The 15485-nt window shown below is 68.3% G+C and carries 15 protein-coding genes; 10 read left to right on the top strand and 5 right to left on the bottom strand.

Annotation, left to right across the window (positions count from 1 at the left end):
* Window position 1 precedes the first annotated feature (1 nt).
* The 4 genes from MFF62_RS29455 to MFF62_RS29470 all read right to left on the bottom strand — a co-directional run bounded on the left by MFF62_RS29455 (window position 2) and on the right by MFF62_RS29470 (window position 5116).
* A complete protein-coding gene (locus MFF62_RS29455) occupies window positions 2-856 on the bottom strand; it encodes a patatin-like phospholipase family protein (RefSeq protein ID WP_238267432.1) in 855 nt (284 codons plus the stop codon).
* Complete coding sequence (locus MFF62_RS29460) at window positions 853-2073, bottom strand: CaiB/BaiF CoA transferase family protein (protein ID WP_238267433.1); 1221 nt, start codon at window positions 2071-2073, stop codon at window positions 853-855. The genes MFF62_RS29455 and MFF62_RS29460 overlap by 4 nt, the downstream gene beginning before the upstream one ends.
* Complete coding sequence (locus MFF62_RS29465; protein ID WP_238267435.1) at window positions 2070-4043, bottom strand: flavin-containing monooxygenase; 1974 nt, start codon at window positions 4041-4043, stop codon at window positions 2070-2072. The genes MFF62_RS29460 and MFF62_RS29465 overlap by 4 nt, the downstream gene beginning before the upstream one ends.
* A gap of 104 nt (window positions 4044-4147) precedes the next feature.
* On the bottom strand, window positions 4148-5116 hold the full coding sequence (locus MFF62_RS29470) for a Bug family tripartite tricarboxylate transporter substrate binding protein (RefSeq protein WP_238267437.1): 969 nt from the start codon (window positions 5114-5116) through the stop codon (window positions 4148-4150).
* Window positions 5117-5299: 183 nt separating this feature from the next.
* On the opposite strand from MFF62_RS29470, the gene MFF62_RS29475 reads away from it, so the two are divergent.
* The 10 genes from MFF62_RS29475 to MFF62_RS29520 all read left to right on the top strand — a co-directional run bounded on the left by MFF62_RS29475 (window position 5300) and on the right by MFF62_RS29520 (window position 14675).
* Complete coding sequence (locus MFF62_RS29475) at window positions 5300-6091, top strand: IclR family transcriptional regulator (protein ID WP_238267439.1); 792 nt, start codon at window positions 5300-5302, stop codon at window positions 6089-6091.
* 202 nt (window positions 6092-6293) lie between these two features.
* Entirely contained in the window at window positions 6294-6932 is a 639-nt protein-coding gene (locus tag MFF62_RS29480; RefSeq protein WP_238267441.1) for a CDP-alcohol phosphatidyltransferase family protein, read from the top strand.
* A gap of 6 nt (window positions 6933-6938) precedes the next feature.
* Complete coding sequence (locus MFF62_RS29485) at window positions 6939-8744, top strand: bifunctional alpha/beta hydrolase/class I SAM-dependent methyltransferase (protein WP_238267443.1); 1806 nt, start codon at window positions 6939-6941, stop codon at window positions 8742-8744.
* Complete coding sequence (locus MFF62_RS29490) at window positions 8744-10138, top strand: phosphatase PAP2/dual specificity phosphatase family protein (RefSeq protein WP_238267503.1); 1395 nt, start codon at window positions 8744-8746, stop codon at window positions 10136-10138. Before MFF62_RS29485 ends, MFF62_RS29490 begins: the two co-directional genes overlap by 1 nt.
* Window positions 10135-10575 (top strand): hypothetical protein, encoded by a 441-nt coding sequence (locus tag MFF62_RS29495; protein ID WP_238267445.1) that lies wholly within the window; start codon window positions 10135-10137, stop codon window positions 10573-10575. The genes MFF62_RS29490 and MFF62_RS29495 overlap by 4 nt, the downstream gene beginning before the upstream one ends.
* 9 nt (window positions 10576-10584) lie before the next feature.
* Window positions 10585-11229: a lysophospholipid acyltransferase family protein gene (locus MFF62_RS29500; RefSeq protein ID WP_238267447.1), complete on the top strand. Its 645-nt coding sequence runs from the start codon at window positions 10585-10587 to the stop codon at window positions 11227-11229.
* 13 nt (window positions 11230-11242) lie between these two features.
* Window positions 11243-12199: a phosphatidate cytidylyltransferase gene (locus MFF62_RS29505; RefSeq protein ID WP_238267449.1), complete on the top strand. Its 957-nt coding sequence runs from the start codon at window positions 11243-11245 to the stop codon at window positions 12197-12199.
* 118 nt (window positions 12200-12317) lie between these two features.
* The gene (locus MFF62_RS29510; protein WP_404990855.1) at window positions 12318-13313 is read left to right on the top strand and encodes a Bug family tripartite tricarboxylate transporter substrate binding protein; all 996 of its coding nucleotides are present in this window, start codon (window positions 12318-12320) and stop codon (window positions 13311-13313) included.
* A 16-nt stretch (window positions 13314-13329) separates the two neighbouring features.
* The gene (locus MFF62_RS29515) at window positions 13330-14175 is read left to right on the top strand and encodes a PhzF family phenazine biosynthesis protein (RefSeq protein WP_404990857.1); all 846 of its coding nucleotides are present in this window, start codon (window positions 13330-13332) and stop codon (window positions 14173-14175) included.
* A complete protein-coding gene (locus MFF62_RS29520; protein ID WP_238267453.1) occupies window positions 14172-14675 on the top strand; it encodes a RidA family protein in 504 nt (167 codons plus the stop codon). The genes MFF62_RS29515 and MFF62_RS29520 overlap by 4 nt, the downstream gene beginning before the upstream one ends.
* An 18-nt stretch (window positions 14676-14693) precedes the next feature.
* On the opposite strand, the gene MFF62_RS29525 is transcribed toward MFF62_RS29520, so the two are convergent.
* The gene (locus MFF62_RS29525) at window positions 14694-15464 is read right to left on the bottom strand and encodes a helix-turn-helix domain-containing protein (RefSeq protein WP_238267455.1); all 771 of its coding nucleotides are present in this window, start codon (window positions 15462-15464) and stop codon (window positions 14694-14696) included.
* Window positions 15465-15485 lie beyond the last annotated feature (21 nt).

Here is a 15485-nt window from a genome sequence, read left to right on the forward strand (position 1 = left end):
GTCAGCGGTTCCAGACCGGCGCGACCGTGCCGGCGATGCGCAAGCCCTGCGCCAGCCCGGCGTTGGCGCTCGGCACGCAGCGCGAAGGGTCGAGCACGTTGTCGGTCATCGCTTCCAGCGACTCCGCATCGGGGACGATCACGACCACCCTGGCGCCGCGCGACTCCAGCGTCGATATCTCGGCCCGCAGATGGCCGCTGACCGGATTGCCGTCCGCATAGCCAAGCGGCGCGATCACGATCACGCTTTTTGCCGGCGGCGCCAGATCGGCATTGGTCAGCGACCGGATGCCGCCGTCCATGTACGTACGCCCGTTGAGCGGCACCGCTGGCCAGCTTCCGGGCACGGCGCAACTGGCGGCCACCGCATCCACAAGCTCCACGCCGCTGTGCTGGTGAAACACCGCGTGCTCGCCGGTCTGGGTGTCGACGGCCACCACGCGCAGCGCGCGATCGGGCCAGGCGGCGCGTGGCAGGCGGGCCGCGATGATCTCGCGGCGTGTTTCCAGCGGCACCGTCTCGCTACGCAATGCGTAGGCGCCGATACGCCGCCGGGCCGCACCCACATCGCCAAACACCTTCTGCATCAGCTCGCGGTTGCGTGCGTCGGCCTCGGCCTGCGAGTAGCGCCGCACCAGTTCGCGCGACTGCGAAGCGGGCACCAGTTGTCCGGCCTGCAGGATTTCCAGGCCGATGCCGGACGCGATCTGCGCGCCCACCACGGACCCGGCCGATGTGCCGACGATGGCATCGGCCTGCGCGATGTCCACCCCCTGGCGAGCCATGCCCGCGGCCACGCCCGTGGCCCACGCGATGCCCGCCACGCCGCCGCCGCCCAGCACCACGGCGCGGCTCATATGACCCCCGCCTCGGCCAGCGTGGCCAGGTCCTGCTCGGACATGCCCAGCAGGTCGCCATAGATGGCGGCGTTGTGCTGGCCCAGGTCGGGCGCGGGTTCGATCGGCTTCTCGGCGCGGTCGGGGAATTTCGGGATCACGCCCGCCATCTTCACCGGGCCGATATGCGGATCGGGCACCGACGCGATGGTGCCGCGCGCCTGGTAGTGCGGATCGTTCATGATGTCCTCGATGCTGTAGATGAACGAATAGGCCAGACGCGCTTCGTCCAGGCTGGCGCAGAGCTGTTCCACGGGCTGGGCTTCGATCCACGCGGCCAGTGCCGCGTTCAGTTCGTCCACGTGCTGCCAGCGCTGCTCGTGCGTGGCAAAGCGCGGATCGGCCAGCCAGTCGGCACGGCCCATCACCTGCGCCAGGCGCTGGAAGCCGGCATCGGCGGACACGGTCAGGATCATGTAGCGCCCGTCGGACGTGCGGAAGTGCTCGCCCGGCGCCGCCGCGAAGTGCTTGTTGCCCCGGCGTTCGCGCACGGTGCCCAGGCGGTCGTAAGCAGGCACCAGCACCTCGGTGAAGCGGATGATCGATTCGTACATGGCCAGGTCGATCTGCTGCCCTTCGCCGCCGTGCATGTCGCGGTGGTAGATGGCCATCATCAGCGAGAACGCGCCCAGGATTGCCGACTGGTAGTCGGCAATCGACGTGCCAATGCGCACGGGCGGCCGATCCGGAAAGCCCGTGATGCCCATCAGGCCGCCAAAGGCCAGCGCGATGCGGTCGTAGCCGGCGCGCTCGCGATAGGGGCCGCTCTGGCCAAAGCCCGAGATGCGCAGCATGATCAGCTTCGGGTTGCGCGCCTTCAGTGTGTCCCAGCCCAGGCGCCATTTTTCGAGTGTGCCGGGGCGGAAGTTCTCGACCAGCGCGTCGGCATGCTCCACAAGCTGCAGCAGCAGGTCGCGACCTTCGGGCCGGCGCAGGTCCAGTGTGACCGACTTCTTGTTGCGGTTTTCCACGCTCCAGTACAGGCACTGGCCGTCGACAAAGGGCCCGAGGTCGCGCACGGTGTCGCCGCGCCGAGGTACCTCGACCTTGATCACTTCGGCGCCAAAGTCCGCGAACAGCGTGGCCGCCACGGGGCCGGCCACCATCGTGCCGAGGTCCAGGATGCGCAGGCCGCTGAGCATATGCGGGCCCGGCTGGATGCCGTCGGGGGTCATCATGCGGCTCCTTCCACGCGTTCTCGCGGCGCGGCCTGCGTTCCCTGTGTGTCGGGGCTGCGCACCACGTAGTCGGCCAACCCGGACTTGCGGGTCATGTGCCAGTAGTCGTCGTTGCGGAACGGCGTGGGCGCCACCACGCGGCCCTTGCCGTTGCGATACCAGTTGGACATGCCCTTGTGGGTCCAGATCATGCGCGCGTGGGCGTCCTGCACGCGGACGTTGTAGCGGTCGTGCACGTCCTGGCGGACTTCCATCTCGAAGCCGTCGCGGTGCGTGTTCATCGCCGCCTTGAGCAGCGACATCACGTACTGCACCTGGGTTTCCAGCAGCGCCACCACGCTGCCGCCGTGGCCCAGCGCGGTATTGGGGCCGGCCAGCATGAAGAAGTTCGGAAAGCCCGGCGTGGCCACGCCCAGGTAGGCTTGCGCGCCCTGGGCGTCCCAGTGCTCGCGCACGTTGCGGCCGCCACGGCCCAGCAAGCGGAACGAGGAGAGCAGGTTCACCGCGTCGAAGCCGGTGCAGACCACCAGGATGTCGGCCTCGTGGCGCTGGCCGTCGGCGGTGACCACAGCGTTGCCGTCGACTCGGGCGATGCCGTCGTTGACGATGCGCACGTTGTCGCGCGTGGCGGTGCGGAACCAGCCGTTATCCATCAGCATGCGCTTGCCGAACGGCGGATAGTCGGGCAGCACATCGGCCAGCAGTTCCTGGCGGTTGCCCAGCTCCTGCTTGACGTAGTCGACAAAGAACTCGCGATGCTTGTCGTTGCGGCGGTTGATCGAGCGCTCGGGGTGCGGCCATTCCGGATCGATCTGCAGCGACGCATGGATACGGTCGTTGAAGATCCACGCCAGGCGCTGGCGATACCACGGCTGGTAGTACGGCACCTCGCGTAGCAGGAATCGCGCGGCCTCGGGCACGGGTTTCTGGAAGCGCTCGAACGGCGCCGCCCATTGCTTGGAGCGCTGGAACACGGTGACCTGCGCCACCTGCGGCGCGATGGCCGGCACGATCTGCATGGCGCTGGCGCCATTGCCGATCACGGCCACGCGCTTGCCGCGCACGTCGAGGCCCTTGGGCCAGCGCGCGCTGTGGAAGCAGGGCCCTTCGAAGGTGTCGAGCCCGGCGATGTCGGGCATCTTGGGCACGTTCAGCAGCCCCACCGCGCTGATCACCACGTTGGCGCGCAGCACGTCGGGGTTGCCGTCGGCATCGGACACCCGGACCGTCCAGTCCATCCCTTTCTCGTTGTAGACCGCCGAATCGACCTTGGTCTCGAAGCGGATATGCGGCCGCACGCCAAAGCGGTGCGATACCTCGACGAAGTACGCCTGGATCTCTTCGCGCAGCGCGAAGTAACGCGTCCAGTCGGTCTTGGCGAACGAGTAGGAATAGATGTGGTTCGGTGTGTCGACGCCCGCGCCGGGATAGCGGTTCTCGTACCACGTGCCGCCGACTTCGGCGTTTTTCTCGATGACCGTATGCGGAATGCCGGCGCCGGCCAGCCGGATCGACGCGCACAGGCCCGCCACGCCGGCGCCGATCACCACCACGTGGAAATTTCCCGGCACGAGGTATTCGCCGCGCTGGTCGATGCGGAATTCGCGATCGAGCCCCAGCCAGGCACCCACCATCGGGCCATAGGAGTCGGGCACGTCTTCGCCCACGCTGCGCCGCATCATCTCGATCAGTGCGTCCAGCTCCGGCGCCGGCAGCGCAGCGGGTTGCCCGGCCTTCCAGGCCAACAGCGCGTCGCGCGCGGCGTCGCGCACTTCCTGCTGGACCTCGGCGGTGAGCCCGCCCGAGTCGTGGTCGTCGATGCCGCGAATGTGCGTGCACTGGTAGCGATCCGTCAGCCAGCGCCGGTCGCCGGTCAGATGCAGCAGCACCATCAGCAGCGTGGGCACGTTGGCGGTGGGCAGCGCGGCGTCAAGTTGGCGGGTCCAGTCGAGGTCGGGCGTGGAAGTCATGGTCTTGGTCGGTTTTGCGGGCAAAAGGGGGCCCACGGCTGGCCGCTGTACGGCCGCCGGAGGTTTGTCTGGATCGGAAGCGGAAAGGGGGCTTACTTGTGAACTTACTTGGCCTTCATGCCTGACACGCGCACCACCTCGCCCCATTTGGCGTACTCGGCGGCCACGGTCTTCTGCATGAACTGCGGCGTGCTGGGCCACGGTTCGAACGCCAGCGCATCGAGCTTCTGCTTGACCTGCGGCATCTTCAGCACTTCCTGCAACTGCGTGTTGAGCTTCTGGACGACGGCCGGCGGCGTGCCCTTGGGCGCCACCAGCGCGGTCCAGCCCAGCGCCTCGTAGCCCTTGACGCCGGCCTCGGCCATGGTCGGCACATCGGGGGCGATGGGCGAGCGCGTGCTGTCCAGCACGGCCAGCGCCTTGAGCTTGCCGGCCTTGATGTTCTCCTGCTGCGCGCCGATGGTGTCGACCATGAGCTGGGCGCGGCCCGACATCACGTCGATGGAGGCGGGCGCGCCGCCCTGGTAGGACACCGTGGTGATGTCCACGCCGGCCTTGGTCTTGAACAGTTGCAGCGCCAGCTCGAACGCCTGCGCGCCCGACGCGAACATCAGCTGCCCCGGGCGCTTCCTGGCATCGCGCACCACGGCGTCGACGTTGTCGTAACCGGCGGCGGGGCCGGCCAGCAGCACCATCGGCGCCTTGGCCACCATGCCGACGGATTCGAAGTCGTTCAGCGGGTCGTACAGCTTGGCGCTCTGCAGATGCGGGCCGGTGGTCAGCGTGCCACTGACCGCGAGGCCCAGCGTGTAGCCGTCGGCGGGCGCCTTGGCGACCATGCCCATGGCCAGCATGCCGCCAACGCCCGGCCGGTTCTCGATCACGAACGACTGGCCGTTCAGCTTGGACAGTTCGGCCCCGACGATGCGGCTGATGGTGTCGGAGGCGCCGCCGGGCGGGTAGCCCACCAGCAGCTTGACCGGGCGGGAGGGATAGGCGTCCGGCTGGGCGAACCCGCTGGCCGGCGCCAGCAGCGCCAGGCAGGCGGCGACGATGCAATGTGCGCGTTTCATCTTGTCTCCACGAATGTCTGTAGTTTTGTGCTGCTATCTGTGTCAGGCACAGTATCCCCAGCCAGCGGCGCCGTGGTAAAACATCGATTGCCGATTCGTTCACAATGTGAACGTCGCGATCATGCAAGGGCGCGGCACCGCGACAAGAAGACCGCAAACTGGGGTTTTAATGGAGTTCACATTGTGAATAGTGGCGACGTGGTGGGCGACCGGCCGGCAGCCGTACGCGGCGCGCAGGCCGTGGGGCGGGCCATCGACCTGCTCAAGCTGGTGGGCCTGAACCACGAGCGCGGCATCTCGCTGGCGTCGCTGGTGGCGGCCACCGGGCTGGACCGCGCCACGGCCTACCGGCTGCTGGGATCACTGGTGCAGAGCGGCATGGTGGCGCGCGACGAGGGCAAGCTCTACCGGCTTGGCCTGGAGTCGATGCAACTGGGGCTGGCCACCATGAGCCGCATTCCGATCATGGAGCGGTGCCGCCCGACGATGATCCGGATTGCCCGGCGCACCGAGGACACCGTCTACCTGGTGGTGCGCAACGGCGACTATGCGCACTGCGTGCACTACGAGCAGGGCGCGTTCCCGATCAAGGCGCTGGTGCTGCAGGTGGGCGGCCTGCGGTTGCTGGGCGTGGGATCGGCAGGCACCGCGTTGATGTCGACGCTGAGCGACGCCGAGCTGGAAGCCTTCCACGCCCGCCATGCCGGCGAACTGCCGCCCGAGCGCAGCACGCTGGCCCATCTGCGCCGGCAGAGCGCGCAGATCCGCCAGCAAGGCTATGCCTGTACCGACAACCTCGTGGCCACCGGCGTTAGCGGCGTCGGCATGGCCTTCCAGGTCACGCCGGGCACCTACGCGGCGCTGAGCGTGGGGGCCATCCGGTCGCGCATGGAGGAGGACCGCCGGCGCAGCATCGCGGCGCTGATGAAGGAAGAGCTTCAAATAGGCGGTTGGGGAGTGATGGCTGGGGTTTGACGGCAACGGGTTGACGCGCGCGTTTCAGGTGGGTGCCCGATATCGGCGGCGATTCTTTCGTGATAGCGTTGCGCATCGCCGAAAGCGACCTAAGATTCACCTGTTGTCCCGCTGTAGTCATCCCGTCGTTGTCATCCCGCAGTTCCACCCGGTGCCGCCGCGATCAGGCGCGCCGTTTGCCCGGCCGTTTGCCCGCATATCGATGACCCTCTATCAGATAAAACCGAGATTCCAGGCGTGGCTGCGGCCGTTCGTGCAACGGCTGGCCGAGCGCGGCGTGACCGCCAACCAGGTGACCACGGTGGCGGCGCTGGGGTCGATCGTGGTGGGCGGCCTGGTGGGCGCGCTGGTCTGGCTGCCCGGCATCTTCCTGCTGATGCCGCTCTGGCTGTTCGTGCGGATGGCGCTGAACGCCATCGACGGAATGCTGGCGCGCGAGCACGGCCAGCAGAGCGCGCTGGGCGCCTATCTCAACGAACTGGGCGACATCGTGTCGGATCTCGCCCTGGTGATTCCCTTCGTACTGCCGTTCGGCACGGTCGTGGTGCCGTTTGCGGTGCTGGCCGTGGTGGTCGAGTGCGCGGGCCTGATCGGCCCGCTGGCCGGCGCCAGCCGCCGCTACGACGGTCCGCTGGGCAAGAGCGACCGCGCGCTGGTGCTGGGCGCGCTGGGGCTGTGGCTGGGTCTGGGCTTCGGCCCGGGGCAGTATGGCGGGTGGATCTGGGGCGTGCTGTGCCTGCTGTCGATCGCGACGATCGTGCAGCGCGTGCGGCGCGGAGTGCAGGAAGCCAATGCCGCCGGGCAAGCAGCGCGCGGCCAACGGAAGCCAACTACGGAGTGACGCCACGTGGCACGTATTCCTTCTGAATCGCAGTTCGAGACGCACGATGGCCAGACGCTGTTCTACCGGTACTGGCCGGCCGTTTCCACTTCCACTTCCGCTTCCACATCCACGGATTCCTCACTGCGTGGCGCCGTGCTGCTGTTTCATCGCGGGCACGAGCATTCGGGGCGCGTGGCGCATCTGGTCGACGAATTCGACCTGCCCGGGCATGCCTTCTTTGCCTGGGATGCGCGCGGCCACGGCCGGTCGCCGGGCGAACGCGGCTACAGCCCCGGCCTGGCCACGTCGGTGCGCGACATCCAGACCTTTGTCGACCATATCGCGGCCACGCATGGCATTGCGGTGCGGGACATGGCCGTAGTGGCGCAGAGCGTTGGGGCGGTGCTGGCTACCACCTGGGTCCATGACTACGCGCCGCCGATCCGCTGCCTGATCGCGGCGTCACCGGCGTTCAAGGTCAAGCTGTACGTGCCGTTCGCGCGGCCGGGCCTGAAGCTGATGCACCGGCTGCGCGGCAAGTTCTTCGTCAACAGCTACGTCAAGGCCAAGTTCCTGACGCACGATCCCGAGCGGATCGCCAGCTATGACACCGATCCGCTGATCACGCGGCCCATCGCGGTCAACGTGCTGCTGGACCTCTACGAGACCGCCGACCGCATCGTGGCCGATGCCGCGGCGATCACGGTGCCCACGCAACTGCTGATCTCGGGCGCCGACTGGGTCGTCCATCGGCAGCCGCAGGACACGTTCTTCGAACGCCTGGGCGCACGCGTCAAGGAAAAAGTCGTGCTCGACGGCTTCTACCACGACACGCTCGGCGAACTGGACCGTGCCCGCGCCGTGACGGCGGCACGCCGCTTCATCGTGCGCGAGTTCGACACACCGTCGGAACCGGTTTCGCTGCGCCATGCCGACCGTTCCGGCCCGTTCAAGGATGAGTCCGATCGCCTGGCGCGGCCGCTGCCTGCGGGCAGCCCCGCCGCGATGTACTGGGCGCTGACCCGCGCCGGACTGCGCTTCGGCGGCAAGCTGTCGGAGGGCGTGCGGCTGGGGCATGCCACCGGGTTCGACTCGGGGTCGACGCTCGACTACGTGTACCGGAACGAGGCCACGGGTCGTTTCGGCATCGGCGGCATGATGGACCGCAACTACCTAGATGCGATTGGCTGGCGCGGCATCCGCCAGCGCAAGGTGCATGCCGAGGAACTGATCGGGGAGGCCATCGCCCGGCTGCATGCCGCTGGCGAACCGGTGCGCATTGTCGATATCGCCGCCGGGCACGGCCGCTATGTGCTGGAGGCGCTGGCGTCGCAGAAGGGGCGCCTGAACGGCGCGGCGGTGGCGTCGATCCTGCTGCGCGACTACAGCGACATCAACGTGGAACAGGGTCGCGTGCTGATCGAGGCCAAGGGGCTGTCCGGCATCGCGCGGTTCGAGAAGGGCGATGCGTTCGATGGCGACGACCTGGCCGCGCTGGCGCCACCGCCGACGCTGGCCATCGTCTCGGGGCTCTACGAGCTGTTTGGTGACAACGAGATGATCGCGCGCTCGCTGGGCGGCCTGGCGCGCGCGGTGCCGCCGGGCGGCTATCTGGTCTACACGGGCCAACCGTGGCATCCGCAGCTCGAATTCATCGCGCGGGCGCTGACCAGTCATCGTGCGGGCTCCGCCTGGGTGATGCGCCGCCGTTCGCAGGCGGAGATGGACCAACTGGTGCGCGAAGCCGGATTCGAGAAGATTGCGCAGCGCATCGACCCGTGGGGCATTTTCACGGTCAGCCTGGCGCGTCGGGCGCCCGACGCCGCATGATGCCAGCCGAACCCGTGCCCGCGATGAACGCCGGCGGCACCGGCATGGCGCCCGCGCCGCGGCCGTGGGGGCTGGCCTGCCTGCTGCTGGCGGGCATGGGCGCGCTGTTCTTCGGGTCGTACGGGCTGGCCAACTGGCTGGCCAGCCTGCGCAGCGACGTGCCTTTCTTCCACTACGAATGGGAGCGCCAGATTCCATTCATACCGTGGACCATCATTCCGTACTGGTCGATCGACCTGCTGTACGCGATCTCGTTCTTCCTGTGGCGCACGCGCGAGGGGTTGCTTGCGCACGTCAAGCGCCTGCTGGCGGCGCAACTGATATCGGTGGCCTGCTTCATCGCGTTTCCGCTGCGGTTTGCGTTCGAGCGCCCCGCCACGGATGGCTGGCCGGGGCACCTGTTCACGCTGCTGGGCGGCTTCGACAAGCCGTTCAACCAGGCGCCGTCGCTGCACATCAGCCTGCTGGTTATCCTCTGGGTGGCCTACGCCATGCACCTGTCGCGGCGCTGGCGCTGGGGGCTGCATGCGTGGTTCGCGTTGATCGGCATCTCGGTGCTGACCACCTACCAGCATCACCTGATCGATATTCCCACGGGCTGGCTCGTTGGCTGGCTTTGCGTGTTCGCGTTTCCGCTGCCGGCTGCACTGGCGGCGCCGGAGCACGCGCAGCTTGCGGTCGGCGTGGCGGCAGCCTCGCCGGATCCGCGCACGCGCACGCTGGCCCGCCGCTACGGCGCCGGTGCCGGGCTGGCGTGGCTGCTGTCGCTTGCGGTGCTGCCGTGGTCGGTCACCGCATGGCTGCTGATCACGTGGGTGGCGCTGGCGCTGCTGTGCGTGGCGCTGGTGTATCGCTCGGGGCGTCCCGAACGGTTTGGCAAGGCCGATGACGGCCGGATGCCGATGGCGGCATGGTGGATGCTGGCGCCATATCTTGGCGGGGCCTTCCTGAACACGCGTTGGTGGACGCGTCGCCATGACGCGGTGAGCCATGTGGCCGACGGCGTGTGGATCGGCCGGCTGCCGGGGCGCGCTGAATTGCAGCAGGCCGGCGCCGATGCGCTGCTGGACCTCACGGCGGAGTTTCCGGTTCGGCCCGGCGTGGCGGACTACCGCTGCATTCCCGTGCTCGACCTGACCGTGCCCAGCCAGGCGCAATTGCGGGCGGCGGTCGGGCAGATCTCGGCATGGCACGCCAACGGCAAGACGGTGCTGGTGTGTTGCGCGCTGGGCTATTCGCGCAGTGCGCTGGTGGCGGCCTGCTGGCTGGCCACGCATCGCGGCGAGCGCGATGCCGGGATGGTGCTAGCGCAGTTGCGCGCCGCGCGGCCGGTGGTGCTGGGGCCCGCCAGCGTTGCCGCCCTTGAACGCTTTATGGCAGGAGACCAGGCATGAACGACGCCGACCTCACGCATGACGACGGCTGGCTGGCCCACGCCACGGCGGCATCGCTGCGTGCCGCCGCACGGTTGAACATGGCCGGTCTGGTGCTGGCGCTTGTCAACGCGTGCCTGGCCGGCATCATGGCGCGCAACGGCAGTGCGTGGCTGTTGGCCGGTGCTGGTGCGGCGCTGGCCGGCGCGGTGCAGCTATGGCTGCTGGTGCGTGTGGAAATCGACCGCAAGCTGTTCGATGCATTGTCCGGCGCCTGTACGGCGCGTGACCTGGCCGGGCTCGATGCCGCGCTGGTGGCGCTGGGCTGGGTGCCGCAGGCGCGCACCGGGCGGGCGATGGTGGACCGCGCCCGTGGCGCTGGCCGTTTCCTGGCGATAGCTGGCGCGCTGATGGCGCTGCAGTGGCTGGTCGCCGTGATGATCCTTTTCCTGAGGTAACCGAATCCCATGCACTGGATGGCAAGAATCGTCGCCCGCGCGATCATTGGCTTCGCGCGTTTGCTCACCGGCATGCAGGCGCGCTGGAACGGCTGCATGCCAATGGCCACGCAGCGCGTGTACTTTGCCAACCACAGCAGCCACGGCGATTTCGTGCTGATCTGGGGCAGCCTGCCGCCGGACCTGCGTCCGGCCACGCGCCCGGTGGCGGGGGCGGACTACTGGCTCAAGTCCGGCGTACGGCGCTTTATCGGCCGCGACGTGTTCAACGCGCTGCTGATCGACCGTACTGGCGGCCGCGACGGCACCGCGCCCGACCCGGTGGCGCAGATGGTGGCGGCCTTGGCGGCGGGTTCGTCGCTGATAATCTTTCCGGAAGGCACGCGCAATACCACCGACGAGCGGCTGCTGCCGTTCAAGAGCGGCATCTATCACCTGGCGCGCAGTTGTCCGGCCGAGGCCGAGCTGGAGTTCGTGCCGGTGTGGATCGACAACCTGAACCGGGTGATGCCCAAGGGCGAGATCGTGCCCGTGCCGCTGCTGTGCACCGTGACGTTCGGCACGCCGCTCAGGCTTGAGGCGGAAGAGCCCAAGGAAGCGTTCCTGGCGCGCGCACGTGCCGGCTTGCTGTCGATTGCCCCGCAACTGGATTGAACGGAAGGACAGCATGCTTGACCTGCACATGATTCACGAAACCCAACTGCTGTTTGCCGGCGCGTTCGGCGTGCTGCTGCTGGCATCGACCATTGCCGCACTGCTGCGCTGGCGTGTGGCGCGCGGCCAGCCGCACAGCGTGATCGACAACCTGGCCTCGCGTATCAACGCGTGGTGGTGGATGATCGGCATCCTTGGCGTGGTGTTTGCGATGGGGCGTGGCGCCATCGTGATCCTGTTCGCGCTGCTGTCGTTCTACGCGCTGCGCGAGTTCGTGACCATCACCACCACGCGGCGTGGTGACCATCGGGCCATCGTGGCTGCGTTTTTCTTCTTCCTGCCGTGCCAGTACATCCTGGTCTACGTCGGCTGGTACGGGTTGTTCTCGATCTTTATTCCGGTCTACGCCTTCCTGTTTCTGCCGATCCTGTCCGCGATGTCGTCGGAGACCATGCGCTTTCTGGAACGCTGCGCCGGCGTGCAATGGGCCGTGATGATCTGCGTGTTCTGCATCTCGCACGTGCCGGCGCTGCTGACGCTGGACATTCCCGGCTTCGACGAGCGCAACCTGCTGCTGATCGCTTTCCTGGTCATCGTCGTGCAGGGCAGCGACGTGCTGCAGTACGTGTGGGGCAAGCTGATCGGCAAGCGCAAGATCGCGCCGCTGCTGTCGCCGTCGAAGACCGTGGAGGGGTTTGCCGGTGGTGTGCTCAGCGCCACCGCGCTGGGCGCGTCGCTCTGGTGGATCACGCCTTACGGCTCGCCGATCAAGGCTGGCGCCGTGGCGCTGGTCATCGCGCTGATGGGATTCCTGGGCGGGCTCGTGATGTCCGCCATCAAGCGCGACCGGGGCATCAAGGACTGGGGCCATATGATCGAAGGGCACGGCGGCATGCTCGACCGGCTGGATTCGGTGGTGTTTGCCGCGCCGGTGTTCTTCCATGTGACGCGCTACTGGTGGGTGCCGTAGCCGGGCCAGGCTGGTCAGACCGGCCATGTCGCATTCCGGATCGCGCGGCGTCGCATTCCGGTTCGAAAGCCGGCCGGCGCGTGCCTAGACTCCTTGCACATCTACAAGGAGCAAGCCCGTGTCAATCCTGTCCTTTCCGGCGAAAGCCGTGCGCCATGCCGCGCTGGCCCTGACCCTCGGCGCCAGTCTTGGCGCGAGCATCGGCGGTGCGCACGCCGAAACCTGGCCCACCCGGCCCGTCGTCATCGTCGTGCCGTTTCCGGCAGGCGGCGGTACCGACCTGGTGGTGCGCTCGATCCAGCCGCAACTGCAGCGCGAACTTGGCCAGCCGGTGGTGATCGACAACCGCAGCGGGGCGGGCGGCACGCTGGGCTCGGGCTTTGTGGCACGCGCCACGGCCGACGGCTACACGGCGGGCGTGGTGACCACCAGCACGCACGCGGTCAGCGTGGCCCTCTATCCGAAGCTGACCTACCAGCCGGCCAAGGACTTCAGCTATGCCGGCTTCATTGGCACGTCGCCGTATGTGCTGGCCGTCAACAACGCACTGCAGGTACCCGACACCAAGGCGCTGATTGCCCGGCTCAAGGCTGACCGCTCGCAGCACAGCTTCGGCTCGGTGGGCGTGGGCACGGTATCGCACCTGATGGGCGAGCAGTTCCAGAAGCTGGCCGGCGTACCGCTGGTGCACGTGCCGTATCGCGGCGCCGCACCGGCCTACACGGACCTGATCGGCGGCCAGGTGCAGATCATGTTCGACAACCCGGTGGGCCTGGCGCCGTATATCAAGGCGCACAAGATCACGGCGATTGCCACCACGGCGCCCACGCCGCTGCTGGCCGATGTGCCGACGTTCGCCAGCCAGGGCGTGCCCGGCTTCGAGCAGCAGCTCTGGTACGGCATCGCGTTCCCGAAAGGCACGCCGGCGCCCATCGTCGACCGCTTCAACGCCGCGCTCAACAAGGTGCTAAGCGACAAGGCCGTGGCCGACGACCTGGCAGGCAAGGGCGTGACGGCACGCCCCGGCACGCCGGCGGCGCTGCAGGCGGCGGTACAGAAGGACATCCCCTATTGGGGCGCGATTGCCAAATCGGTGGGGGCGACGGGTGAGTAAGGTGAGCAAGGTGGATATGGTCCGGGTCTTCGTACGGGACGGACAAGGCGGCAACCCGGTGCCGCTGGTGGCCGATGCCCAAGGCATGAGTGCGGAAGACATGCAGGCCGTGGCGGCCGAGTACGGCCACGAGTCGGCCTTCGTGCTGCCTAGTACGGAAGGCTGCGACTGGCGCTTTCGATTCTTCGTGCCGCAGCACGAAATGGAAATGTGCGGCCACGCCACCGTCGGTACGCTGTGGGCGCTGCGCCAGTGGGGGCTGTGGACCACGCCCACCGCGCGTATCGAAACGCTGAGCGGGATCGTCGAGGCGTACTGGGACTGCGCGGTGCAGCGCGCCTGGATCTCGCAGCCGGCGGTGCGCACGCAGTCGCTCGAACAGCCGCAAGCCGACCGCGTGGCAGCGCAGATGGGCTTGCCCGCCGGCGCCTGGACCGCCACCAACGCGGCCACCAGCCGTGTGAAGACCCTGATGGAGATGCCGTCGGTTGCCGAGCTCGATGCCCTGCGGCCCGATTTCGCGACCATGGAAGCGCTGTGCGCATCGATCGATTCCACCGGCCTCTATCCCTATGCGTGGAATGGCACGCAACAGGACGGCCTGCGCGTGGTGCATGCGCGGCAGTTCCCGAAATCGTCGGGATACCCCGAAGACGCGGCCACCGGCATCGCCGCCGCCGCGCTCTGGGGCTACCTGGCCGGCGAGGGCCTGCTGGGCAAGGGCACCGCCGCACCCATCGCGGTGTGGCAGGGCGATGCGATGGGCAGCCCTTCGGAAATCCTGGTGGCGCCGCGCCTCGATGCGCAGGGCGGCATGGTGGGATGCTGGCTCAGCGGTGCGTCGGTGTGGGACGCCCGATGACCGGGCAGGCGGTGGCTTTAACGGAATCCCCGGAATCGCGGCTGGCGGCGGTTGGCCTGGCACTGCCGCCTGTTTCGGCGCCGAGGGGCAATTACGCGCCTTTCTGTGCGATACCGGCCGGCGAAGCCCAATGGGTGTCGATCTCGGGCCAGGTCTGCCGTCTCGACGGCGTGGCCATGGCGGGCGAATGCCGGACCGACGACGACCTGCCGCTGGCCCGCCAGGCCGCCGAAGTCTCGATGCTCAATGCGCTGGCCGCGCTGCGGCTGGCGTGCGACGGCGACCTGTCGCGCGTGATCCAGGTGGTGCGGCTGCGTGGCTTCATCCGCGCGGCGTCCACGTTCACGCGGCATCCGGCGGTGCTGGACGCGGCGTCGGCGCTGCTGCGCGTGGCGTTTCCGGACCAGCCGTTGCCGGCGCGCAGCGCGCTGGGCGTGGCCAGCCTGCCCGATTGCGCGTGGACGGAAATCGAGATCGACGCGCTCGTGGCGCGTGCCTGAAACGCTGCGGAGGCGCGGCTAAGACTGATCCGTGGTGTCGCGCAGCAGCCGGTGCAGGTGGCCGCTCGATGCAAAGCCAAGCTGCACGCTGACGCTGGCCGCCGACCGGCCAGCAGCCATCAGCGCGCGGGCGTGCGCGGCCAGCACGCGGCGCCGCAGGGCCACGGGGCTGGCGCCGCATTCGATCTGGCAGGCGCGCTGAAGTTGACGGATCGAGGCGCCGAGTTCGGCGGCCACGGCATCGATCGACGGCAGCGGCAGGTCGCGCTCCAGCGCCTGCGTGAACCGCCGCATCATGCGATGCGCCAGGGAAGCCGGTTCCTCAGGCGTCGCCAGCGGCCGGCTCGTCACGATCTGCTCGACGATGGCGCGCACCAGCCACGCCGCGCTCGACGGCGTGACCGTCGGCGCCAGCAGCGCTTCGAGCATCGCAATGGTCGGCGCGTCCAGGCGCATCGCACCCATCCGGTGGATGCCGGGCATGCGGTCCGGCGGCAGGTAAAGCTCGCCGTGGTGCTGCCGCGCGTGTTCAGAGGCCGTCAGATGGGACGTGGATGCCGGCAGCAGCACCGCCGTGCCACGCACCAGCGTCACCGCATGGCGTGCATCGGGGTCGCCTGACGTTTCGTCCCACTCCGCCTTGAGCCGGCCCATGCGCGGCCACAGCAGCATGCCGCAGTCGTGCGTATGCCATTCGCGCCGGAATGACGGCTGCCGGCTGTCATGCAGCGCAAATCCGTGCGTCTCGGTCAGGTGGAGCTTGGGAGACAGGTGGGGGCGGTGGGTCATCACGGGCAATCCGGCGGGCAG

Origin of the sequence: Cupriavidus pauculus, assembly GCF_022179805.1 — a bacterium.
GTDB lineage: Bacteria > Pseudomonadota > Gammaproteobacteria > Burkholderiales > Burkholderiaceae > Cupriavidus > Cupriavidus pauculus_E.